At 69.9% G+C, this 23323-nt stretch carries 13 protein-coding genes; 4 read left to right on the top strand and 9 right to left on the bottom strand.

Going from position 1 to position 23323, the window contains the following annotated elements; all coding sequences use genetic code 11:
* Window positions 1-36: 36 nt before the first annotated feature.
* Both AC6LKG_RS07920 and AC6LKG_RS07915 read right to left on the bottom strand, forming a co-directional pair.
* Window positions 37-1113 carry an extracellular catalytic domain type 1 short-chain-length polyhydroxyalkanoate depolymerase gene (locus AC6LKG_RS07920; protein WP_498163806.1) on the bottom strand — a complete coding sequence of 359 codons (1077 nt, stop codon included), beginning with the start codon at window positions 1111-1113 and terminating at the stop codon, window positions 37-39.
* Window positions 1114-1231: 118 nt separating this feature from the next.
* Window positions 1232-1414 (bottom strand): hypothetical protein, encoded by a 183-nt coding sequence (locus tag AC6LKG_RS07915; protein ID WP_498163805.1) that lies wholly within the window; start codon window positions 1412-1414, stop codon window positions 1232-1234.
* Window positions 1415-1685: 271 nt separating this feature from the next.
* Here AC6LKG_RS07915 and trhA point away from each other — a divergent pair, with 271 nt between their 5' ends.
* A complete protein-coding gene (trhA, locus tag AC6LKG_RS07910) occupies window positions 1686-2339 on the top strand; it encodes a PAQR family membrane homeostasis protein TrhA (protein ID WP_498163804.1) in 654 nt (217 codons plus the stop codon).
* A 24-nt stretch (window positions 2340-2363) separates the two neighbouring features.
* Here trhA and AC6LKG_RS07905 read toward each other — a convergent pair whose 3' ends face one another.
* On the bottom strand, window positions 2364-3134 hold the full coding sequence (locus tag AC6LKG_RS07905) for an AraC family transcriptional regulator (RefSeq protein WP_498163803.1): 771 nt from the start codon (window positions 3132-3134) through the stop codon (window positions 2364-2366).
* A 101-nt stretch (window positions 3135-3235) separates the two neighbouring features.
* On the opposite strand from AC6LKG_RS07905, the gene AC6LKG_RS07900 reads away from it, so the two are divergent.
* Window positions 3236-4051 carry a sulfite exporter TauE/SafE family protein gene (locus AC6LKG_RS07900; RefSeq protein WP_498163802.1) on the top strand — a complete coding sequence of 272 codons (816 nt, stop codon included), beginning with the start codon at window positions 3236-3238 and terminating at the stop codon, window positions 4049-4051.
* Window positions 4052-4117: 66 nt separating this feature from the next.
* Here AC6LKG_RS07900 and AC6LKG_RS07895 read toward each other — a convergent pair whose 3' ends face one another.
* The 6 genes from AC6LKG_RS07895 to AC6LKG_RS07870 all read right to left on the bottom strand — a co-directional run bounded on the left by AC6LKG_RS07895 (window position 4118) and on the right by AC6LKG_RS07870 (window position 21234).
* On the bottom strand, window positions 4118-5014 hold the full coding sequence (locus tag AC6LKG_RS07895; protein WP_498163801.1) for an alpha/beta hydrolase: 897 nt from the start codon (window positions 5012-5014) through the stop codon (window positions 4118-4120).
* An 8-nt stretch (window positions 5015-5022) separates the two neighbouring features.
* The gene (locus AC6LKG_RS07890) at window positions 5023-5634 is read right to left on the bottom strand and encodes a LysE family translocator (protein WP_498163800.1); all 612 of its coding nucleotides are present in this window, start codon (window positions 5632-5634) and stop codon (window positions 5023-5025) included.
* Window positions 5635-5647: 13 nt separating this feature from the next.
* Complete coding sequence (locus AC6LKG_RS07885; protein ID WP_498163799.1) at window positions 5648-6793, bottom strand: aromatic ring-hydroxylating oxygenase subunit alpha; 1146 nt, start codon at window positions 6791-6793, stop codon at window positions 5648-5650.
* 74 nt (window positions 6794-6867) lie between these two features.
* The gene (locus AC6LKG_RS07880) at window positions 6868-7674 is read right to left on the bottom strand and encodes an alpha/beta fold hydrolase (protein ID WP_498163798.1); all 807 of its coding nucleotides are present in this window, start codon (window positions 7672-7674) and stop codon (window positions 6868-6870) included.
* Window positions 7675-7676: 2 nt separating this feature from the next.
* The gene (locus tag AC6LKG_RS07875) at window positions 7677-9008 is read right to left on the bottom strand and encodes a hypothetical protein (RefSeq protein WP_498163797.1); all 1332 of its coding nucleotides are present in this window, start codon (window positions 9006-9008) and stop codon (window positions 7677-7679) included.
* 94 nt (window positions 9009-9102) lie between these two features.
* Complete coding sequence (locus AC6LKG_RS07870) at window positions 9103-21234, bottom strand: amino acid adenylation domain-containing protein (RefSeq protein ID WP_498163796.1); 12132 nt, start codon at window positions 21232-21234, stop codon at window positions 9103-9105.
* Window positions 21235-21712: 478 nt separating this feature from the next.
* On the opposite strand from AC6LKG_RS07870, the gene AC6LKG_RS07865 reads away from it, so the two are divergent.
* Entirely contained in the window at window positions 21713-22894 is a 1182-nt protein-coding gene (locus tag AC6LKG_RS07865; protein ID WP_498163795.1) for an acetyl-CoA acetyltransferase, read from the top strand.
* Window positions 22895-22898: 4 nt separating this feature from the next.
* Window positions 22899-23323 (top strand): AMP-binding protein (locus AC6LKG_RS07860; protein ID WP_498163794.1); only part of this gene is annotated, 425 nt, incomplete at its 3' end.

Below are 23323 nucleotides of genomic sequence, written 5' to 3'. Positions count from 1 at the left end.
ATGCATTTTCCGAACAATCCGCGCCTTTGCCGGCGCCTATCCCGGCAGGCGCCGCTGCCCCTGGAAAAAGCGCCAGATCAGTGCCGACGCATCGGGGCCGCCGCGCGCGTGATAGCGCACCGCGGCATCGCCGCCGCTCCAGGCGTGTTCGATGCGGCTGATCTCGCACAGGCGTAATACCGGCTTGCGATTGCGCAGCAGGTCGACGCGCCGGTAGGCTTTCTCGGTGCCCAGGCCCAACACCCGCTCGACCGTCGGTTCGTCCTCGGCCAGGCTATTGACGCCGCGGAACTGCTCGAACAACTGGCGGGCGTTGCGCGGCGCCACCGCCGGATCCATTTGCCCATGCAGGATCATGGTGGGCATGCCCAGCCGGAACACCGCTGGATCGGCCACGTCCCGCAGCAGCGGCAGCAAGGGCTTGAGCGAACCGCGCCGCATGGTGTGCAGGCCCGCCGCGGCGTTGCGCGCGTCGCCCACAACCGGTCCCGAATGCATGGCCAGCGCCGCGACCAGGGCGGGATGGCGCAGCGCCACCAGGGCCGCCATGCCAGCGCCCGCCGACAGGCCGGCGATGTAGACCCGCTGCGGGTCGAGCCCGTGCCGCGCGACCTCGGCGCGAATCAGCGCGGCGATCAAATCGGCCTCGCCGCCGCCGTGCTGCGCATCGGGCTGGAACCAGCGCCAGCAGCGCTGTACCTGGCGCGTCATGGACTGCTGCGGATACAGCACCATGAACCCCCCGGCATCGGCCCATTGATTCATGCGCGAGCCGCGCGCGAAGGCCAGCGCGCCCTGGCGGCAGCCGTGCAGCATCACCACCAGCGGCATGCCCTGGCGCGGCGCCGCCGGCGGGGTATAGCGGGCAAAGCCCAGGCGCCGGCCATGGGCGTCGGAAAATTGCCGCGTGGCCTCCCAGCGGCCGCCCCCCAGGCTGGGCGCGCCAGCGCCGGCGGGATGAACCGCGCCGCGCCGGGCGGCGGCCTGGCGCGCCGACGCGGCGCGCTGGCGCGCTCGCTTGGGCGCGGCCATGCGCAATGCCGCGCGCTGGATCCTGCCCAGCTTTTTCACGGCATTGAAAAACAGATGGGTGAAACTGCGACTGCGCGCCATGGTTCGGGCCTGTAAACGCTGTGGGGCTCCATGGCGGCAGGTGGCTGGCGCCTGGCCGCGGCGCGCGGCCCGCCGGCATCCGCGCCCGCTCGCGGGCGGACCTCTGGAGCCGCCCGGCTCAGAAACGGCCGGAGGAAATCGCCGCGCTGCTGGTCAGCAGGTCCAGGCAGGACACCAGCGCCACCGCGATCGTGATGATGGAAAGGACTTTGACGACCTTGCTGGTGCCTGGCCGCGTCAGTGTCGCGGTCATGCGCGTGACGATGTATGCCCCAACCATCAGGCCGATTGCCGGAATCATAGAAGCGCCTCCCCTGGAGAGTCTGTGCGGGCCCGCCGGATGCGTTGCCCTTCGATAACGCGTCGCGCCGCCTCTGCGGGCGGCTGATTGAGCGTGTGAAATGTATCACACAGTAACCATCTCCCGCAGCTTTTCCTGCATCCGGGCGACGGCCCGGTTTGCCACAGATCAAGCGATCCGGCCCGGCATCGCGGAACGGCTTGAGGCGGTCGCCCAAAACCCTTATGGTGGAAATCCTGGATTTCATTCTCGTTTCCCGCAGCCGCAAACCATGTTCCCCAACGACCGCCGCCAGACCCGGGGCGAAGAAATCGCCAATACCATCAGCCATGGCCTGGGCGCGGCCGGCGCGCTGGCCGCGGCGCCAATCCTGATCGTCGCCGCCACCCGCCAGGGCGACGCCGCCTTCATTGCCGGCACCGCCGTGTTCGCGGCCAGCATGTGCCTGCTGTACCTGGCCTCGGCGCTCTACCACGCGCTGCCGCACAACCGCGCCAAGCGCCTGTTCAACCTGCTCGACCATTCGGCCATCTACCTGCTGATCGCCGGCACCTACACGCCGTTCGCGCTCGGCGCCCTGCGTGGCCCCTGGGGCTGGACACTGTTCGGGCTGGTGTGGGGGCTGGCCCTGCTGGGCGTAGGCCTGAAGACCAGCAGGCGCCTGAACCGTCCGGCCATTTCCACCGGCCTCTACCTGGCCATGGGCTGGCTGGTGGTGATCGCGGTCAAGCCATTGCTGCAAGCGGTGCCCGAAGGCGGCCTGTGGTGGCTGGTGGCAGGCGGCCTGGCCTATACCGGCGGCGTGGTGTTTTTCGTGTGCGACAACCGCTGGCGCTACAGCCACTTCGTCTGGCACCTGTTCGTGCTCGGCGGCACGGCCTGCCATTTCTTCGCGGTGCTGTGGTACGGCGCCGGCGCCGCCTGAAGGCCCGCCGCGCCGCGACCGGCCTTATAGCGGTGCCTGCAGGTAGCCCGTGGGCGGGCACCCCAGCACGCGCCGGAACATGGTCGAGAAGGCCGCCGGACTCTGGTAGCCGAAGTCTAGCGCGATGGCCGTGACCGGCGCGCCGGCCGCCAGCCGCGCCAGCGCCAGCACCACGCAGGCGCGCTGGCGCCAGGCCGAGAACGCCATGCCGGTCTGCTGGCGGAAGTGGCGGCTGAAAGTGCGCGGGCTCATGTGCAGGCGCGCGGCCCAGGCCTCGGGCGACTGGCGCGCGTCGGGCGCGGTGATGAAGGCGCGGCACAGCGCCGCCAGGCGCTTGTCGCGCGGCAGGGGGATGTGCAGCGGCAGCACCGGCGCGCGCGTCACCTCGTGCAGCAGCAGCGCCGCCAGGGCGCCATCGCGGCCGGCTGTGTCATAGCGCGCCGGCATGTCGACCGCGGCCAGCAGCAACTGGCGCAGCAGCGGCGAGACTTCGACCACTTCGCAGGCGCTGCTGGCGGGTCGAGCGGCGCCCGGCTCGATGTAGGCGCTGCGGGTGCTGACGTCCTGCATCCGCACCTGGTGCGCCAGCCCCGCCGGAATCCAGACGGCGCGCTGCGGCGGCACCACCCAGTTGCCGTCGCGCGTGGCCACGTGCATGACGCCCGTGGCGCCGTACAGCAACTGGGCGCGGCGGTGCGTGTGCGCGGGCAGCAGGTGGCCGGGCGGATAGTCGTTGCCGATGGCAACCAGCGCGCGGTCCAGGCGGTCGTGCAGGTCGATGTGGGTATTGCGCATGGCGGGGTTGGCTGGAATGCGAACATTATTGACCAATCCTCGAAAGCGAGCCACCGCCAGCCGTCCTATCGTGGCGTTTTGCCCAAAAGGACGGTTTCGAGATGTTGTATGTGACCCTGGCGCTGTTCGGCGCCCTGAGCGGCGTGACCACGGTGCTGTTCGGCTTTGGCGGCGGTTTCGTGGTGGTGCCGGTGCTCTATGGCGTGCTGACCGCCAGCCACGGCGCGCACGACGCCATCGGCCAGGCGGCCATGCACATCGCGGTGGCGACCTCGACCTGCGTGATGGTCGTCAATTCGGTGGCCGCGACCCGCCGCCACCAACGCGCAGGCAACATCGTGCGCGCCTATGTCTGGCCCCTGGCCGCCTTCATCGGCGCGGGCGCGCTGCTGGGCGCCTGGGCCGCCACCCGCGCCAGCGGCGACGCGGTGCGCTACGCCTTCATCGCCTACCTGGCCGTGACCATTGTCGATTGCCTGCTGCGCCAGGGCTTCATGGGGCGCCACGAGGCGCAGGCGGCGCGGCCGCTGGGCCAGGGCGTGACGGTCGGCGGCGGCGTGGTGATCGGCGTGATCGCCACCTTCCTGGGCGTGGGCGGCAGCGTGATGACGGTGCCGTTGCTGCGGCGGCGCGGCCTGCCGATGGCCAAGGCCGCGGCCATGGCCAATCCGCTGACGCTGCCGGTGGCGATTGTCGGCACGCTGGCGTACATGGCGGCGGCGCGCGCGTTGCCCGCGCCTCTGGCGCCGTGGATCATCGGTTATGTCGACCTGCTGGCGTTCGCGGCGCTGGCGCTGGGTTCGCTGGCGGGGATCCGCCTGGCCGCGCCGCTGATCCCGCGCATCCCCGACCGGCTGCACGCGCGCGTCTATGTGGCGCTGCTGGCGCTGGTGCTGTTGAGCATGGTGCTGGCCTGAACGGCCGCCCCGCAACGGACGCGCCCAGCCGCGCGCCCCGGCGTGCCGCCAAGCGCCAAGACGGCGCTATTGCGCCGCGAAAGCCGCCACCTGCGCCACCAGCGCGGGATCGCGCAGCGCGCGGGTGTGTCCCATCTTCTCGGTGGCCACCAGTTCGGCGCCCGGCCAGGCCTGCGCCAGCACGGCGGCATCCTCGTAGGGGCTCTCGCGGTCCGCACGGTCGTGGACGATCAGCAGCGGCGTCTTCATGGACGGCGCCAGCCGCGCCGGCTCCATCTCGGGAAAAGTGATGCCAAGCCAGTCCTGGGCGCGCTTGAGCACCAACGGCATGACCTTGGGCGGCAGGTTCATCATGCGCCGCGAATATTCCCAGACGCTGTCGTAGCGGCTGACCGGCCCCAGGAACACCGCGCGCTCGACAGTGAAGCCGCGCGACAGGGCGAAGGTGACGGCGGCCGCGCCCAGCGAATGCGCGATCACGCCGTGGAACGGCCCGAAGGCCTGCGCGGCACGGGCCACGCAGGGTTCGAAGTGGCGCACCGAGGCCCGCTTGCCGGTCGAGCGGCCATGCGCCGGCATATCGACGGCCACGACCTGGAAGCCGCGCTGGCGCAGCAGTTCGACATAGGCCGTCATCTGCGCGGCATCGCCGCCCCAGCCATGCACCAGCAGCACGCGCGGGCCGCTGTCGCCCCACACGTAGTAATAGACGGTCTGGCCGTCGATCTCGTGCGGCTCGGCGCGCGCCTGGGCCAGCACGCTGCGTCCGGGCTCGGACGGCTTGAGCCGCGCAGGCGTGAACAGCAGCTTCTGCACCACCTTGGCGGTGGCGCCCGGCGCCACGGTGCCGGCCAAGCCGAACACGGCGTCAATGGCCCTGGCGGCGAAGGGTTTCTTGCGAGGCTTGCGCGCGGCGGCGGTATCGGCGGCGGCAACGGCGGAGAGCTTGTTTTCAGTCGTCATACGTTGTTTCACCCTGGTAGCAGAGACAAGCGAACGGCGGACCCGACAATCGAGATCGAGAATACCCCGATTACCAAGGCGGCGGCGCGCTGCAGCCGTTCTGGGTTGAGCAGGCCAGCGCGGCGCCCCGCCAGCGCCGCGCCGAACCGGATCCAGAGGAATGCGATCGGCACCAGCAGGCAGGTGAACTGCGCCATCGCTGCCAGATAGTCCGGCAGGCGCTCGAAGGCACGCGCCGGAAACCAGGCGGAGGCCAGCACCAGCCCCTTGGGATTGAGCAGGGTGGCGATGAACAGGGCGCCCGGGCCGATCGGTTGCCGGCGCCCGGCCAGATCCACGCCCGCCGCGCACCAGACCTTCACCGCCACATACGCCAGGTAGGCGCTGCTGGCCACCCGCACCAGGATGCCGACCCACGGATGGGCCGGCTGGACCGAAGCCAGGAACAGGCCCCAGGCGCTGATGCCGGCCAGATAGCCCGCCAGTTCCGCCCCCACCAGCGGCGCCGCCCTGCGCCAGCCGCGCGCCAGCCCGGCCGCGGCCAGCAAGGTGTTGGTGGGTCCGGGGGTCAGCAGGATTGCGGCGATGCCCGCCACGAAGACCCCGTCGATGCCGGTCATGGCGGGCGCTCCGTCAGCCGGTCACGCGGTCGATGTTGTGCTGGAACATGCCCAGCAGGCCCTCTTCGAGCCCCAGCGTGTGCTGCGGGTTGGCGCCGCAGCGCAGGCCCGCCTGCACGCCTTCGACGATGCCGAAGTCCTCGCGGTGGAACACCGCATCGATGTTGCCGAAGCGCTGCGCCAGCGTCGCCTGCCCTTCCTCGCCGGCATAGTCGGCCTCGCGGTACAGCATGTCGTGGGTCCAGATGGTCTTGTCGGGCGCGATGGGGTAGAAGGAGTTGAGCGACACGATGTTGGCGTGATTGATGAGAAAGGTATTGGGGAACAGCGTGTAGAACACCGATGCGTAGTCCAGGATGCGCCAGGACTGCGGATCGCTGGCGGCCGCCTCCATCAGGTTGGTCTTGGCCGCGGCGATGCGGATGTGCAGGCCATGCTCGAAGTGCGCGATCACCCCTTTCTCGAACACCGGGCCGATGGTGTGCTTGTGCAGGATGGGCACGTGGTAGCGCTCCAGGTAGGTCTTGAGCAGCAGCTTCCAGTTGGCGTTCAGGGTGCTGACCTTGCGGCTGTGCAGGGAAAGTTCGTCGAGCTTGAAGCCGGCGATCTCGTCGCTCATGTCGGCGCCCAGGCTGGCGTCCAGATCGATGGCCGCGCCCGGCGTGGGATGCAGCCAGACCAACCCCGAGCGCTCGGTCACCGCCAGTTCCACCAGCTTGTGCTTGGCGCAATCCAGGTCGGGGAAGTTATGGGGCTTGGTCACGCCCTTCAATTCGCCATCCAGGCCGTAGACCCAGCCATGGAACGGACAGGTGAAGAACTTCAGTTCCTGTTCGTTGCCCGACACCAGGCGCGCGCCGCGATGGCGGCACACGTTCAGGAACGCGCGCAGTTCGCCGCCCTTGTCGCGCACCACCACGAACGGCAGCCGGTCCCAGGGGCTGAGCAGGTACGAACCCGGCTCGCGCACCTGGGTCGAGGCGCCCACCACCAGAGGGTAGTCGCGAAAGGCCGTGTCCAGTTCGCGCTCCAGCACGTCATTGTCCATATAGACGCTGGCCGGCACCTGCACCACCCGGCCCAGCATGTCCTCGTCGCGGTCCACTTCGCGCAGCTTGAACATTTTCCGCAGGGTTTCTACTTGCGTCGCGTGTTTCATCTGAGATCCCGAGTCCTGTCAAAAGCGTTTTATGGAAAAAGACGCCCCGGCCCCGCTGGCCCGGGGCGCGCCGGTCATGCCGCGGCGGCCACCGGCACCTCCCGCAGATAGGCCCCGACGCGCTTGCCGACGGCGCTCAGGCCCAGGATCTCGAAGTGGCCCGCGCCATCGACGATCTCCAGCGTGGCACCGGGCCACGCGTCATACAGTTCCTGCGCATGCGCCGGCGGCACGAAGTCGTCGTTGGCGCCGTGGATCACCAGGCCGGGCACGTCCAGCGCGCCGGCGATGTGCCGGGGCGCGTAGTCGGTCCACAACGTGGCGCCGTAGCGGCGCTCCAGCTCGGCGCAGAGGCGGGTCTCGACCTCGGCGTCCAGTTGGTTGAGCTGGACGAACTTCTCGACCAGGAAGCGCGTGGTGGACGGCGTGGCGATCGAGACGAAGGCATCGGCGCGAAACCCCTGGTGCATGGCCGAGAGCGCCCACAGCCCGCCCAGCGAATGGCTCACCACCGCGTGGACCTCGCCCAGCCGGGCGCAGACCTTGCGGATGAAGTCGCGCACCTGCACCGGGTCGGTGCCGCTGCCGGCCGCCTCGCCATGCGCCGGCATGTCGAACAGCACCACCTCGTAGCCCAGCTCCAGCAGTTGCTCGGCAATCGGCACCATGCTGCCCAGGTGGCTGTGGATGCCATGGGCCAGCACCACGGTGGGGCCGGCGCCGCGCCGGTAGTACTTGTAGACGGCGCCGTTGGACTTGACCGAGAACGACTGGCAGCGCCCCAGGAACGCGCGGGTGAAGGCGTCATATGGCACCCGAGTGATGGCGAAGTATTTATCGAGGATGGCGGCGAAGGCCGGGTCTTGCGCGGTGTCCGCCATCGTCAACTCCCCGCCATCGCCGCCAGGCATTGGCGCGCGCGCTCCGGCAGCACGTATTCGCCATCGCGCTCGATCCGCTCGTACAGGCGTTCGACCCGCTCGTAGTGCGCGTCCAGGTTCTGGTCGAGAAGATGGTGCCTGGTCTTGTTGTAGACGCCGAACTGCAGGTCGGTCAGCAGTTCGAACGGATTGATGTGGCCATAGGGCGAGCCGAAGATCATTTTCAGGAATTCGTCGATGTCGTGATAGCCCAGGGCGGTCAGCAGGAACTCGATGCCGGCGCGCTTGCGCTTGGTCTGGTAGGCGCGCTCCTTGGGGTCGACAATGAAGTCCAGGCCGCTGCTCATGCCGGCCGGATACTCCACCTTGGAGAAGCAGCGGAAATCGATGGTGACGCGGTCCTCGGTGGCCTGCGGCAAGGTGCTGTCGGCGTGCGCGCGGTAGTTGTCGAAGAACAGCGCCTGGCCCACCTTGGAATCGCAGAACCAGCCGGACGAGGGCTTGTCGGCGTACTTCTTTTCCCAGTACTTGGCCATCAGGAAGTCGCGCACCGTGGGCAGGTCGATTTCGGACAGCAGCCCTTCGGTGTACAGGTACAGGGCCTTATCGATGGCGGCCCTTTCCTCGGGCTCCAGATCCATGTCCAGCATCTTCATGTAGACGAAGTTCAGGTTGGGCGCCTCGACCTCGGCGTCCTCGAAGATGACGAACGGCTGGCGCGTGATCGGGGTGGGCGTCAGGGCGGTGTGGAAGCTCTTGTAGTGCTTGGGAAAGCCCAGCCCTTTCTTGACCAGCGACGGGATCTGCAGGGCGATGCCGCTGGCCGAGTGCGTGCCATAGGGCTTCTTGCCCGCCGGCACCACGAAGGCGTTGACCACGGTGGTGGCGGCCTGCGGGAAGTGCTCCATGACCTTGTCCTGGTTGTCGTCATAGAAGCGTTTGGCCGACGGGATGAACAGGGCGCTGTTCTCGAACATGGTGGACAGCGGGAAATAGGTGCCCACCGAGGTGTCCGAGAACGTGCCCGCCACCTTGGCCTGCAGGCGCAGCTCGCGCCGCAGCTTGCCGGCCAGGTCGGCGTCCACGTTCATCTGGATGACCTGGGTGGGCTGGTGCTCGGGATAGAAGCAGCAGGTGTTCAGCGCGCGGTTCGGCGGCAGGCGCGAGGCCACGGCGGCCGGATCGACGGTGTAGCGGTCCAGCACGCGCACCAGGTGGCGGGCATGCACGCCGGCCGCTTCGTTCAGGAACGTGCCGGTCTTCTGCCAGATGCCGGTGCCCTGCGACTCGGCAGTGGCGGCCTGCGGCTTTTCTTGCAATTCGAGGGTAGTCATTCACATCCTCCACGGGTCGTGGAAATCGGTCTGAGGATGCCGCCCGGCGAGCAGCGCCATGCATGGCGCTGCCCCGGCGGCGGGTCGAACTTGCTCAAGCCGGCTGGGAGACCGGCGACAACGCCTGCGCTTGCCGCGCCGCCGGCATGGCGGCCACGATCCGGTCCACATAGGGCTGGACATGCCTGGCATCGACCGGCGGGCAGGGATAGACCTCGCCGCCGAACACCTGCCGGCCCACCGGGAAGCAGTCGAACATCTGCTCCAGGTCGCTCTGCACCGCCAGGCCGTCCAGCACCGCCGCGATGCGCGCGATGGCGCTCTTGGGGTTGGCCTGCGCATACGCCAGGGCGTCTTCCCGCCACTGCTCGAACGGCACGCTGCCGACCTGCGCGCCCGCGCCGCGGATGTGCTGCACCAGGCTGTTGAAGCCGGGCGCCTGCGGGTTGGCGAAGTCGTAGTCCTGGCCGATGCGGTCCTGGTCGCGGGTCATCACCTGGGCGATGACTCCCGCGAGGTAGTCCACCGGCAGCACGCCGCCGATGTCCGACCCCAGCAGCGGGAAGCTGCCCATGGCGATGCAGCCCGAGATCAGGTTGTGCAGGAAGTCGCCGCGATCGAGCCGGAAATGGCCGCTGGTGGAACTGGCGCCAACGAACGGCAGGCGGTAGATCGAGGCCTTGGCCCCGCGCCAGCGCGCCGCCGCCACCATCTGCTCGGCCATGTACTTGGAGCTGAGGTAGCCGTACTCGCGCTCGTCCTTGGACACCTCGTAGCCCAGGTAGCGCGGCAGCGTGGCGGCGGTCGAGACGAAGTGCACCGCCTTGCCGCGGCCGCGCGAGGCCAGTCGCAGCACCTCGTGCGTGCCGACCACGTTGGGCGCCAGGTAGTTGTCCAGCGGCAGCATCCAGTCGACCAGCGCGCCCGAATGGCAGATGGCATCCACCTGGTCCGCCAACTGGTCGAACTCGTGCTCGGACAGGCCGAACAGCGGCTGGGTCAGGTCGCCCACCACCGGATTCAGCAGGGCCGCGTACTCCGGCTTCCAGAGATCGTATTGCTGCAGGATCTCCACCTGCCGCGCCATGGCCTTCTCGGCGTCGTCGGCGCGCACCAGGCAGTAGACGATGACATTGGCGCGCAACAGCTCGTGCAGCAGGAAGGCGCCGACAAAGCCGGTGGAGCCGGTGACGAACACCGCCTCGGGCTCCGCCTCCATCGTCAGCACGTTGTCGAACTGCAGTTCCGGCTCCAGGTAGCCGCGACGCGCCACGCGGTCGTCCAGGCGGCGGCCGCCGGCCGCCTCCTTCGCCGCCGCGCCGGCCTCGGCCGGGGCTTCCTGGCTGTCCAGCCCCGCCTCGGTCAGCTTCTCCAGCAGGAACTGGCTCAGCGCCCGCAGGTTGGGATGGTCGAAGGCGATCTTGGCGGGCAGCGCCAGGCCGGTCATGTCCGAAAGCTGGTTGCGCAGCAGCACGGCGGTGAGCGAGTCGATACCGATATCCTGCAGCGGCAGGCTGACGTCCACATCCTCGGGCGAGGCAAACTCCAGCGCCTTGGCCACCTCGGCGCGCACCGCGTCCAGCACCGCGGCCTCGCGCTGCTCGACCGCGGTTTCCACCAGCAGCTTGCGCAGGCCGGCGCCGCCGCCCGCGCCGCCGCCCGCGCCGCGCGCGCCCGCCGCCCGGCTGAACAGCTCGCGGTACAGCGCCGGGGCGCTGCCGCCGTTGTTGTCCTCCAGCGTGCGCTGCAGGCGGCCCAGGTCGAGCGCGGCGGCCACGGCCATCGGCGCATCGCTCATCACGGCGGCCTCGAACAGGTCGAGCGCCTCGGTCGGGCCCAACGCTTCCATGCCCTGGCGGCTGAAGCGCGTCTTGTCGGCATCGCTCAGGCGCGCGGCCATGCCCTGCCCGTCCCACGCGCCCCAGGCCACCGAGGTCGCCGCCAGGCCCTTGGCGCGGCGGTGGTGCGCCAGCGCGTCCAGGAAGGTGTTGGCGGCGGCGTAGTTGCCCTGGCCCGGCGCGCCGGTCACGCCGGAGATCGACGAGAACAGCACGAAGAAGTCCAGCGGCAGGTCCTGCGTCAGGCGATGCAGGTGCCAGGCGCCGTCGACCTTGGGCGCGAACACGTTGTCGAAGCGTTCCGGCGTCTGGCCGGCCAGCATGCCATCGTCCAGCACCCCGGCCGCGTGCACCACGCCACGCAGCGGCCGGCCTTCGCCGAATTCGCCCATGACCCGTTGCAGGCCTTCGGCGTCGGCCGCGTCGCAGGCCATCACCGTGGCGCGCGCGCCCAGCTCGGCCAGTTCGGCGACAAAGGCCTCGGCGTCCGGCGAGCGCATGCCGCTGCGCGAAGTCAGCACCAGATCGCGCACCTGGTGGTTCTGCACCAGCCACTTCGACACGTAGCGGCCCAGCCCGCCCAAACCGCCGGTGACCAGCACCGCGCCGTCCGGATCGACCATGCCGCGGCGCTGCGTCGGCACCAGCACCACCTTGCCCACGTGGCGGGCCTGCGCGATGAAGCGCAGCGCGTCGGAAGCGTTGTCCAGCGGGAAGGTGCGCAGCGGCAGCGGCTTGAGCTTGCCTTCGGCGAACAGCGCGGCGATGGCAGTCAGCATTTCCTGGATGCGTTCGACGCCGGCCTCGGGCAGGTTGTAGACGCGGTAGGTCACGCCCGGATGGTTGGCCTCGACCCAGGCCTGGTCGCGCAGATCGATCTTGCCCATCTCCAGGAAGCGTCCGCCCGGCTTGAGCATGGCGAAGCTGGCGTCGATGAACTCGCGCGCCAGCGAATTGAGCACGATGTCGAAGCCGCGGCCCGGCGCCGTTTCGGCGAAGGTCTGCGCGAAGTCCAGGCTGCGCGAGGTGCCGATGTGGTCATCGGCCAGGCCCAGCTTGCGCAGCGCCGGCCACTTCGGCTCGCTGGCGGTGCCGTAGACCTCGGCGCCATGCAGCAGCGCCAGTTGCACCGCCGCCATGCCCACGCCGCCGGCCGCGGCATGCACCAGCACGCGCTCGCCGGGCTGCATGTTGCCCAGCACGTGCAGGCCGTACCACGCCGTCAGGAAGGTCATGGGAATGGTGGCGGCCTCCTCGAAGCTGAGGTTGTCCGGCTTGGCCACCACTTGCCGCGCGTCCACCACGATGGAGGAACCGAAGGCGCCGCGCGCCAGCCCCAGTACCGGGTCGCCCGGCTTGAGGTGCTTGACGGCGCTGCCGACCTCGGTGACCACGCCTGCGAACTCCAGGCCGAGGGCCGGGATTTCGACCATCCCCAGCGCATTCAGCACATCCAGGAAGTTCACCCCGGTGGCCTTGACGGCGGCGCGGATCTCGCCGGCCGCCAGCGGTTCGTCCACCAGCGTCTTGACCGACAACGGCTGGTCCAGCCGTCCCTTGGTGGCGATCTCCAGGCGCCAGTTGCCTTCGGCCGGCAGCGCCAGCCCGGCGTTCACCGGCGCCTTCTTCAGGCGCGGCGCCAGCAGCTTGCCGGCGCGCAGCGCGCACTCGGGCTCGCCCTCCAGCGCCAGGGCCGGGGCCAGCAGGTCGAGGTCGGCCACGGTTTCGCCCAGGTCGACGATGCGCAGGGCCAGTTCCGGATGCTCGTTGCGCGCCGTGCGCAGCAGGCCCCACAACGGGCTGGCGCCCAGGTCGGACACCGGATCGTCGCTGCTGGTGCCGACCGCGCCGCGCGTCACCCAGATGACGGGCTTGGCGAAGCCGGCCAGCGCCAGTTCCTGCACCTGCACCAGCGCGCTGGCGGCCTGGCGGTGCGACGGCTCGACCACCTGGCCATCGCCGGCCCAGAGCTGGATCACGCCATCGCAAGCCTCGGCTTCGTTCAACTGGGCGATGTCGACCACCTGCGCGCCGGCCTGCGCCAGGCGCTTGCGCACCTCGTCGGCCCACGGCGTGCCGTTGCCTCCCAGCAGGCCCCAGGTGCCGCCGAACACGGCTTCGGGCGCCTCGACCGGCAGCCATTCGGTGCGGAACAGGAAGCGGTCGATGCCGGCCGCCGCCAGGCGCCGCAGCGCCGCGCGGTCGATGCGGCGCGCATGCAGGCGCTGCAGCCGGCCCACGTGCTCGCCGTTCGAGTCGTACAGGTCCAGCGAGGCCCAGAACTCGCCCTCGCCCAGTTCGAAATCCGCCACCTTGACCCAGACCTCGGCCAGCCCGTCCTTCCAGACCGACAGGCGTTCGGCCTCGAACGGCACGAACACGTCGTCGCCCACCTGCGCCTTCAGGCGCTGGGTCAGCAGCAGCGAGTGCATCGAGGCGTCCAGCAGCGCGGGGTGCAGGCCGTAGCGGATCGCCGACGACGCGGCCGCTTCCGGCAAGGCCACCCGCGCCCAGACGTCGCCGTCCACGTGCCAGGCGGCATTGATGCCCTGGAACGTCGGGCCGTAGCCGTAGCCCAGTTCATGCAGGTCCTGGTAGAGCGCGGTCACGTCGATCGGATCGCCGTCGGGCGGCGGCAGCTCGACCGACTCCTGGCGCGCGGCCTGGGCCGGCGCCAGCTTGCCTTCGGCATGCAACTGCCATTCGCCGTTCTCGTCCGACTCAGGCGCGCTGTAGACGTGCACCGTGCGGGCGCCGCCCGATTCCGCGCCCACGGTGATCTGCATGCGCAGCGACACCCCGGGCGCCAGCACCATCGGCGCCAGGATGATCACGTCGGCCAGGTCCCACTGGCCGTTGACCTGGCGGCCGGCGGCGCGCATGGCCTCGAAGAAGGCCGTGCCGGGCATCAGCACCGCGTCCATCACCTGGTGCTCCTGCACCCAGGCCGGCTCGTCGGCCGCCACCACCGTGGTGAACATCGTCATGTCGGTGCCGGCGATCTGCACGCCGCCGCCGAGCAACTGGTGATTGGCGTCGTTCAGGCCGGCGCCGACCGTGCGGGTGGGCATGGGTTCGAGCCAGTAGCGCTCGCGCTGGAAGGCGTAGGTGGGCAGCTTGACCCGTTCGCCGCCATACGGGGCGAAGAAGCCGCGCCAGTCCACCGCCGCGCCCAGCACGTGCAGCTCGGCCAGGCCTTTCTGCATGGCCTGGGTCTCGTCCTTGGCCGGATTGAGCGAGGCCACCCAGGTCACCGGGCCGTCATCGGCCAGGCAGGCCGCGCCCATGCCGGACAGCACCGGCTGCGGGCCCAGTTCCAGGAAGGTATTGATGCCCTGCTGGTAGAGCGTGCGCATGCCGGCGTTGAAGCGCACCGCCTGGCGCGCCTGCTGCACCCAGTATTCCGGCTGGGTCATCTCGCCGCGCTTGGCCAGTTCACCGGTCAGGCTGCTGACCAGGGCCAGCTTCGGCGCGGCGTAGTCGAGCGACTGCGCCACCTGGCGGAAGGCGCCCAGCATCGGCTCCAGCAGATGCGAGTGGAACGCGTGCGAGACCTCCAGCCGCTTGGCCTTGCGCTGTTGCTGCTTGAAATGGGCCACCACCTGCTCGATGCTGGCCAGGTCGCCGGACACCACCGTCTGCTGCGGCGCGTTCAGGCCCGCCAGCGACACCTGCGCGGCCAGGCCGAGCGAAGCCAGGGCGGCTTCGACCTCGGCGGCGCTGGCCTCCAGCGACGCCATGCCGCCGCCGGCCGGCAAGGCCTGCATCAGGCGGCCGCGCGCGGCCACCAGGCGGCAGGCGTCGTCCAGGTCGAACACGCCGGCGGCATGGGCCGCGGCGATCTCGCCAATGCTGTGGCCCAGCAGCAGCTCGGGCTGCACGCCCCAGCTTTCCCACACCCGCCACAACGCCACTTCCAGCGCGAACAGGGCCGGCTGGGTGAAATCGGTGCGGTTGAGCAAGGCGGCCTCGGCGCTGCCGGCCTCGGCGAACATCACCTCCAGCAGCGGCTTTTCCAGCGTGGTGAAGCGCTGCGCGATGTCGTCCAGCGCCTGCCGGAACACCGGGTTGGACTGGTACAGGCCGTGGCCCATGCGTGGCAACTGGCTGCCCTGGCCGGTGAACAGCAGGGCCAGGCGGCATTCGCGCTCTCGGTCATCGACCATGCTGACCGCGCCCACCGGCACCTCGCCGGTGCGGGCGTACGAGGCCAGCGCGTCAAGCAGGTCGGACTTGCCCTTGGCGAACACCACCAGCCGCTTGCGGAAGTGGGTGCGGGTGGTGGCCAGCGAATACGCCACGTCCAGGAAGCGGTCCTGGATGTTCATGCCCATGTGCAGGTGCAGCTTGTCGGCCTGCGCCCGCAACGCCGGCACGGTGAAGGCCGACAGCACGAACGGCAACGACTCCGGCGCGGCCGCCGGCTTGGCGGCGCGGGCCGGCGCGGCCGGCTTGGGCGGTTCCTCCACGATGACATGGGCATTGGTGCCGCCGATGCCGAATGAGCTGACGCCGGCGCGGCGCGGGCGCTCGCCCGCCGGCCACGGCTGCTCCTGCTGCACCAGCGCCATCTGCGCCGCGGCCCAGTCCACCGCCGGGGTCGGCTCGACCACGTGCAGCGTGATGGGCAGCTTGTCGTGGTGCATGGCCAGCACGGCCTTCATGACGCCCGCCAGGCCGGCCGCGGCCTGGGTGTGGCCCAGGTTGGACTTGACCGAGCCGACCCACAACGGCCGCTCGGGCGTATGGCTGCCGCCGAACACCGCCGCCAGGCCGTTGCCCTCGATCGGGTCGCCGAGCTTGGTGCCGGTGCCGTGGGCCTCCAGGTAATCGATGTCCGACGGTTGCAGCCCCGACATGGCCAGCGCCTGGCGGATCACGCGCTGCTGCGCCGGGCCGCTGGGCGTGGTCAGGCTGGCGCTGTGGCCGGCGTGGTTGACCGCGGTGCCGCGCAGGACGGCCAGGATCGGATCGCCGTCGCGCTGAGCGTCCGACAGGCGCTTGAGCACCACCACGGCGGCGCCTTCGCTCCAGCCGGTGCCGTCGGTGCTGGACGAGAACGACTTGCAGCGGCCGTCCGGCGACATGCCGCGCAGGCGGCTGAATTCCACATGCAGGTCGGGCGACAGCATCAGCGTCACGCCAGCCGCCACCGCCAGGTCGCACTCGCCCTGGCGCAAGGCATTGCAGGCCAGGTGCGTGGTCACCAGCGACGACGAGCAGGCGGTGTCCACCGTCATGCTCGGTCCCTCCAGGCCCAGCACGTACGAGACCCGGCCGGACATGGTGCTGCCGGCCGAACCGGTGCCGACGTAGCCGTCCAGGTCGGCCAGCCCGCCGGCCAGCGCCAGGCCGTACTCGTGGTAGCCCTTGCCGATGCCGACGAACACGCCGGTCTGGCTGCCGCGAAGCTGGTCCATCGAATAGCCGGCCTGCTCGATAGCCTCGGAGGTGACTTCCAGCATCATGCGCTGCGCCGGATCGAGCGCGCGCGCCTCGCGCGGCGAGATGCCGAAGAACGGCGCATCGAACAGGTCGATCGGCGTCACGAAGCCGCCGCGCATGCAGTACGACTTGCCGCGCGCGTCCGGGTCGGCGTCATAGATGGCCGCCGCGTCCCAGCGTTCCCTGGGCACTTCGACGATGCCGTCGCCGCCTCGCTCCAGCAGGTTCCACAGGTCTTCGGGGCTGTTGACGTTGCCCGGCAGGCGGCAGGCCATCGAGACGATGGCGATGGGCTCGTCGGCCAGTGCATTGCGGCGCTTGGGCGTGTTCAGCACCGCCTTCTTGTTGCCGGCCAGGTGGGCGGCCAGGTCCTTGATGGTGAAGTGCTCGTACAGCGTGGAAGTGGACACGTTGCGGCCCAGCAGCTTCTGCAGCTCGGCCTGCACCCGCACCACCCGCAGCGAATTGCCGCCGATCTTGAAGAAGCTGTCGTGGATGCCGATGCGGTCGTGGCCCAGCACCTCGGCCCACACCGCCTGCAATTGCTGTTCCAGCTCGTTGGTGGGCTGCACCGCCGGCTCCAGCATCACCTCGGTGGGTTCGGGCAGCGCCTTGCGGTCGATCTTGCCGTTCGGCGTCAGCGGGAATTCATCCAGTTCGACGAAGAAGTCCGGAATCATGTAGCCCGGCAGGCGCGCCTCCAGCCACGGCCGCAGCACGCGTTGCAGCGCGGGACGCGGCGGCGCGCCGGCGGCCGGCAGGTTGGCCAAGCGCGACAGCGCCGCGCGGTCGACGGCCTGCGGCGCCTGCCAGGTCAGGTCGGGCTGCTCGCCGCCCGGCCAGAACACCGCGTCGAAGGCCCAGATGTCGCGCGAGCGGCTCGGCAGCATGGACATGCGGTAGCCCGCCGCCTCGGCGGCCTGCGCCAGGTCGCGCGGGTCGACCCACTGGCCCGGCTCGGCCGTGGCCTTGGCCTCCAGCACGTGGCCGACGCGCTGGTGCACGTCGGCCAGCCGGCCATTGGGAATGTTGGCGATGGCCAGCGGCTTGCCGCCCGCCTTCAGGCTGCTGGCCAGCGCCGCCAGGTCGAGCCCGTCGCCGCGCCAGTCGAGCGCGGCCAGGCGTTGCGGCCTGGCGCGGCCAGCGGCCGGCGCCCCGACGTGCAGGATGACGTCGAAGCGAAAGCGCGACATCTCGTTGACATAGGCCCCGTCGCGCAACAGGATCTCGACGCGCGAGATCCGCGGATACAGCGCCGGCAGGTTGGCGAAGAATTCGGGCGCCAGCACCAGCTCGCGTTCCGCGCGCAGGCCGCGTTGCGTGCGCCGGCGCAGCTCGTCGGCCGCCAGGCTGCACAGGCCCTGGAAGTTCGCCACGTCGGCGTGGAACGCCTCCAGCAGCGCCAGGTCGCGCACGTCGCCGACGAAGATGCGGCCTTCGGTCACGGCCTCGGTGGCCCAATCCAGCACCGACAGCAGGTAGCCGGCGCTGGGGAAGTATTGCGCCACCGAGTTGATGACCACGGTGTCGAAGCTGCCCGGCTCCACCTCCGGCAGATCGTTGGCCAGGCGGTGTTCGCACGAGGCCTGCGGCAGGCCGCCCAGATGGCGGTTGATCTGCTCGACCGCCTGGCTGGAGGCATCGATGGCGCGGTACTGCGCGACCTTGGGCGCGACGCCGAACAGTACCAGGCCGGTGCCCGAGCCGATTTCGAAGACGCGCTCGGGGCCGGTGGCCAGGATGCGGTCGACGGTGCGTTGCTGCCAGTCGCGCATCTCGTCGGCGGCGAACGGCAGGCCGTCGTAGCTGTTGTGCCAGCCGGCGGTGTTGAAGGTGGGATCGGCCGCGCCGGGCTCATAGGCCCGGTCCCACACATCGCGCCATTCGGTCACGGCGGTGGTCTCGGCGCGGCGATCCTGCGCGGCGCTGGCCGGCGCGCCGTTGCGCAGGCAGTAGGCCACCAGTTGGTCGTTGCGGCCCACCACCACGGCGCGGCCGATGTCTTCGTGGCTGGCCACGGCGGCCTCGACCTCGCCCAGTTCAATGCGGAAGCCGCGCAGCTTGATCTGGCCGTCGTTGCGGCCCAGCACCACCAGCTTGCCCGGCTCCTTGAAGCAGGCCAGATCGCCAGTGCGGTACAGGGCGCCGGGCGCGAACGGATTGGCGCCGAACTGCGCCGCCGTCTGCGCCGGGTCCTTGTGATAGCCGCGCGCCACGCCGGCGCCGCCGATGCACAGCTCGCCGGCAAAGCCGGCCGGCACCGGCGCCAGGTTGGCGTCCAGCACGTACAACTGGGTGTTGGCGATGGGCTGGCCGATGACGATGTCCTCGCCCGGCCGCACCTGCCAGACGCTGGACCAGACGGTGGTCTCGGTCGGGCCATACATGTTCCACACCGACTCGGCGCGCGCCAGCAGCTCATCGGCCAAAGCGCGCGGCAGCGCTTCGCCGCCGCACAGCAGGCGCTTGAGCGACACGGCGCGCGGCCAGCCCGATTGCAGCAACAACTGCCAGGTGGTGGGCGTGGCCTGCATCATGGTAACGGCATGGCGGCGCATCAGGTCCAGCAGCGTCTGGCCATCCAGGCTTTCCTGCTGGCGCGCGATCACCACGCTGGCGCCGCTGATCAGCGGCAGGAACAGTTCCAGCGCCGCGATGTCGAAGGAAATCGTGGTCACGGCCAGCAGGCTGTCGCCGGCCTCGCAGCCCGGCGTGGCGCGCATCGACAGCAGGAAGTTGCCGAGCGCGCCGTGGGTCACTTCGACGCCCTTGGGCTTGCCGGTGGAACCAGAGGTGAAGATGACGTAGGCCAGATCGTCGGCCTGCGCCGCGCCCGGCACGTTGGCGCTGTCGTCGCCGGCCTGGGCCAGCGCCGCGCCCAGATCCAGGCAGCGTTCGGCCCAGGCGCTCAGGCTGCCATCGCGCGCCGCCGGCGGCGCGATCAGCAGCGCCGGCTGGGCGGCCTCCAGCATCTGGCGGATGCGTTCGGCCGGGAACGCCATGTCGACCGGCACGTACGCGGCGCCAGTCTTGAGCACCGCCAGCAGCGCCACCACCATGTCGATGGAACGGTCCAGGCATACGCCCACCAACTGGCCGCGGCCAATGCCCTTGCCGCTCAGCACGCCGGCCACGCGGTTGGCGGCGGCGTTCAGTTCGCCGTACGACATGGCCTGGTCGGCGCAGCGCAGCGCCACCCTGCCCTCGTGCTGGGCGGCGGCATGCTCGAACAGTTCGTGCACCACCGCGCCCAACGTGGCGGCGTCGCCGGTGGCGTTGAACTGCTCCACCAGCGATTGCCGTTCGCCAGCCGACAGCGCCTCGACCTCGCCCAGCGCGCGGTCCGCGCTGGCAGGCAGGCGACGGCACCAGTCAGCCACCTGCGCGGCCAACTGAGCCGCGGTGCGGCGCGCGATCTTGCGCGGGTTGAAATGCAATTCAAAGGCTTCGCTGCCCGCCAGCAGCACGAATTCCAGCGCCGGCCGGTCCTCGTCCACCGCAAAGGCGGCCGGCACCTGGCTGGACACCAGCACGTCCGGTGTCAATTCGCCGCGGGCATGACGCCCGGCAAGCGTGGCGTCGCGGCCGATAAGATCGCGCCGGATCAGGCCATGTTCGCGCGCCCGCGCCAAGGCGCCGGCGACCTCCGCCAGATTGCGCGACAGCGGCGCCGCCGCGTCCAGGCGCGCCAGCACAGGCGCCCAGGCGCAGAACACATCGCGGCAATCCGGCGCCAGATCGGCGCGCGGCACCGCCACGGCCAGGTGGATGTCGGCCACGCCCGAAGCGCGCGCCAGGAACGCGCACAGACCGGCCACCGCCTGTTCCAGGAAGGCCTGCTCACGGCCCGCGCCCTGCGGCGCGGCGGGCAGCTTGCCCACAATCGGCGCTGTGTTGGTCTCGGGCGCCGCTGGCCGCGCGTACGGCAGGCGGTAGGGTTGCCACGCGGCCCATTGGCCCCGCCAATAGGCCGTCGCGCCCGAAGCGGCCGCGCCGGCGGTCGTGACCTGGGCGCGGGCCTGCTCGCTGGCCGAGGCCAGGCGCGCGCCCGCCTGCAGGCTGCCGGCGCTGACCAGATCGGCGATGGCGACATCCTCGCCTTCCAGCGTGCACAGCGACTCCAGCCGCAGCACGCGGTTGCCGGTGGCGATGCTGGCGCCGAATGCATCGGCCGCCACCACCTCGCCGGGAGCGGCGCCGTTGGCGCGCGCCTCGATGCTGGCCTTGCGCACGGCCAGCACGCGGCCGTCGATCAGCGCCTTGGGCCACACCAGCGGGCTGCTGAAGGGGCCGTGGTCGGTGGCGCGCACCATGGCGGCGATCTGCTCGGCGTCCTGGTTCCAGTCGATCAGGCCTTCGGCCGAGAATTGCGAATGGCGCGAAAAGTAGCGGCGCCGTGACAGGTCCTGCGGCGTCTCGCTTTCGCGGCCGGCGGCCAGATCGTCGACCAGCGCGCCAAAGCTCTGGATCGCGGTCTCGTCGCACTTCAGGCCCAACGACAGGGCCGTGTCGGCCGACTCGATCGGCACGGCGACGCGCTTGAGGATGCCGCCGCCGTCGATGATCTCGCCAATGCGATGCCAGGTGATGGCATAGTCGGTGGCGCGGTCGTACACCGCCCAGGCCGGCACGTGCAGGCCCGAGTATTCCGGCAGCGGGCCATAGTGATAGTTGATGCTCATGCGCCGCACGCGCTCGAGCAGCGCGTCCGGGATCACTGAGTAATTGCCGATGCTGAAAAGGATGTCGGCCGACAACCGGCAATCAGGCTTGACCGCATCTTCCAGGGCGTACTGCGGGATGCCGGCCTTGGCGGCCCACGCGCGCACGGTCAAATCGGTGGAAATCACTGCCTGTACGCGGTGTCCCTTCGCCATCAGCAGTTCGCCGCAACGAACCAGAACACTGCCGTCTCCAACCAAAAGCGATACGAAACTCGTCATGATCTGTTCTTCCTATGAAAGGCAATTCCGACCATGGCGACAGCATTTTTTTTCTGGTGCGTTGCTTGTCGCCCGCATGCTCGCGTCGACGAATTCTTATACAGATGATTTGAAAATTCCAGACGCGTCACTGCCGTCGCACACGTACGTACACCCCCATTTTTTCGAGCAAAAGCACGCATCTGCGCTTTCCGGAAATCTTCCTTGAAACGTCATTTCAAAAACACGTGAACATGCTCGAAAGCGCCTGAATCCGCCCTTCTACGTCGTATTTCAAGCGTCATATGGCGGTCCCGGCGCGGCCCGGTACCGCGCCGCGATGGGAGGGCGCCGCGGTACGTACGGGCCCATGGTCGCCATCCGCCGCTACGTATTCGCATACGTGGCTGCACGTATAGAGATACGTATTGGCGCAGTCCTACACTTGATTCGCATAAGCACACCACCGCCGCACATCACCGTGCATGGGGAGAGGGACATGTTCGATCAATCGGGCGTTTCGATCGTGGGCAGCGGCCATACGCCGTTCGGCAAGCTGGACGCGTTGAATCTCGAGCAGCTCATCGTGATGGCGGCCAATGAGGCTATCGAAGACGCCGGGGTCGACCCCGCCGAGATCGACGCGATCTACCTGGGACATTTCAACGCGGGGCTGGTGCCCGATGCCTTCCCCGCTTCGCTGGTGCACCAGGCCCATCCGGCCTTGCGCTTCAAGCCCGCCACCCGTTGCGAGAACGCCTGTGCCTCGGGTTCGGCCGCGATCCATGCCGGCCTGCGCGCGATCCAGTCGGGCGCCGCCGGCACCGTGCTGGTGATCGGCGTCGAGAAGATGACCTCGCGCAGCACCCCCGACGTGACCGAGGCCTTGGCCTGCGCCGGCTACAAGAACGACCCGCGCGAAAGCGGCATGAGCTTTCCGCAGCAGTTCGCGCGCCTGGCCGAGAAGTACGCCGAGCGCTACGACGACCCGCTGCCGGTCATGGCCGCCATCGCCGCCAAGAATCACGCCAACGCGCTGCGCAATCCGCTGGCGCAACTGCGGCGCGAACTGGACGCCGACTTCTGCAACACGATCTCGGAACGCAACCCCATGATCGCGGCGCCGCTGCGCATGACCGACTGCTCGCCCATCAGCGACGGCGCCGCCGCCATCGTCCTGACCTGCGAGCGGCGCGCGCCGCGCTATGCGCGCCAGGTGCGCTTTCGCGCCGCCACCCAGGTCAACGACCTGCTGCCGCTCGAAGGCCGCGACCTCCTGGCGTTCGAAGGGCCGCACCGCGCCATGCAGCGGGCCTATTCGGATGCCGGCGTGCAGTTGCAGGACCTGGATTTCGCCGAGGTGCACGACTGCTTCACCATCGCCGAACTGCTGATCTACGAAGCCATGGGCCTGGCCGCGCCGGGCGAAGGCCATCGCGTGCTGGCCGAGGGCACGGTGCGGCGCGATGGCGACCTGCCCGTCAATCTGTCGGGCGGGCTCAAGGCCAAGGGCCACCCGGTGGGCGCCACCGGCGTCTCGATGCACGCGCTGGCCTACCGCCAACTGACCGGCCGCGCCGGCGACATGCAGCGTCCCGGCGCCGAACTCGGGCTGGTCTTCAACATGGGTGGCATGGCCGTGGCGAACTACGCCTCGGTGCTCGAAGCCGTGCGGGCTTGATGGCATGAACATCGCCAACTGGTTGCAGGCGGCCGCGCTGGAACACGGCGCGCGGCCGGCCCTCTATCGCGGCTCGCGGCTGCACGCCACCTATCACGACTTCGGCCGCCGCGCCGCGGCGCTGGCCGACTGGTTGCGGCGCGACCATGGCCTGGCCGCCGGCGACCGCGTAGCCCTGTTCGCGCGCAACCGCGTCGAGTATCTGGAATTGCTGTACGCGGCCTGGTGGCTGGGCGCGGTAGCCGTGCCCATCAACCCCAAGCTGCATCCCAAAGAGGTCGCCTGGATCGCCGCGAATGCCGACGCCAGCGTGCTCTTCACCGATCGGCGCGACGACCTGCCGGCAGATTGCCTGCCGGCCGGTTGCCGCCACCTGGAGATCGACGGCGCCGACTACGCCAGCGCCTGCGAGGCGTGCGGCCCGTGGGC

The sequence above is a fragment of the Achromobacter sp. 46006 genome (assembly GCF_059761975.1).
The sequence above is the reverse complement of the archived record's forward strand: the minus strand, read 5'-3'. Positions and strand labels throughout refer to the sequence as shown.

Excerpts from the sequence above, each read along its gene's own strand:
- AC6LKG_RS07880 (WP_498163798.1), bottom strand. The coding sequence starts at position 7,674 with ATGGCGGACACCGCGCAAGACCCGGCCTTCGCCGCCATCCTCGATAAA.
- AC6LKG_RS07895 (WP_498163801.1), bottom strand. The coding sequence starts at position 5,014 with ATGACGACTGAAAACAAGCTCTCCGCCGTTGCCGCCGCCGATACCGCC.
- AC6LKG_RS07920 (WP_498163806.1), bottom strand. The coding sequence starts at position 1,113 with ATGGCGCGCAGTCGCAGTTTCACCCATCTGTTTTTCAATGCCGTGAAA.
- AC6LKG_RS07870 (WP_498163796.1), bottom strand. The coding sequence starts at position 21,234 with ATGACGAGTTTCGTATCGCTTTTGGTTGGAGACGGCAGTGTTCTGGTT.
- AC6LKG_RS07875 (WP_498163797.1), bottom strand. The coding sequence starts at position 9,008 with ATGACTACCCTCGAATTGCAAGAAAAGCCGCAGGCCGCCACTGCCGAG.
- AC6LKG_RS07900 (WP_498163802.1), top strand. The coding sequence starts at position 3,236 with ATGTTGTATGTGACCCTGGCGCTGTTCGGCGCCCTGAGCGGCGTGACC.
- AC6LKG_RS07890 (WP_498163800.1), bottom strand. The coding sequence starts at position 5,634 with ATGACCGGCATCGACGGGGTCTTCGTGGCGGGCATCGCCGCAATCCTG.
- AC6LKG_RS07885 (WP_498163799.1), bottom strand. The coding sequence starts at position 6,793 with ATGAAACACGCGACGCAAGTAGAAACCCTGCGGAAAATGTTCAAGCTG.
- AC6LKG_RS07915 (WP_498163805.1), bottom strand. The coding sequence starts at position 1,414 with ATGATTCCGGCAATCGGCCTGATGGTTGGGGCATACATCGTCACGCGC.
- trhA (WP_498163804.1), top strand. The coding sequence starts at position 1,686 with ATGTTCCCCAACGACCGCCGCCAGACCCGGGGCGAAGAAATCGCCAAT.
- AC6LKG_RS07865 (WP_498163795.1), top strand. The coding sequence starts at position 21,713 with ATGTTCGATCAATCGGGCGTTTCGATCGTGGGCAGCGGCCATACGCCG.
- AC6LKG_RS07905 (WP_498163803.1), bottom strand. The coding sequence starts at position 3,134 with ATGCGCAATACCCACATCGACCTGCACGACCGCCTGGACCGCGCGCTG.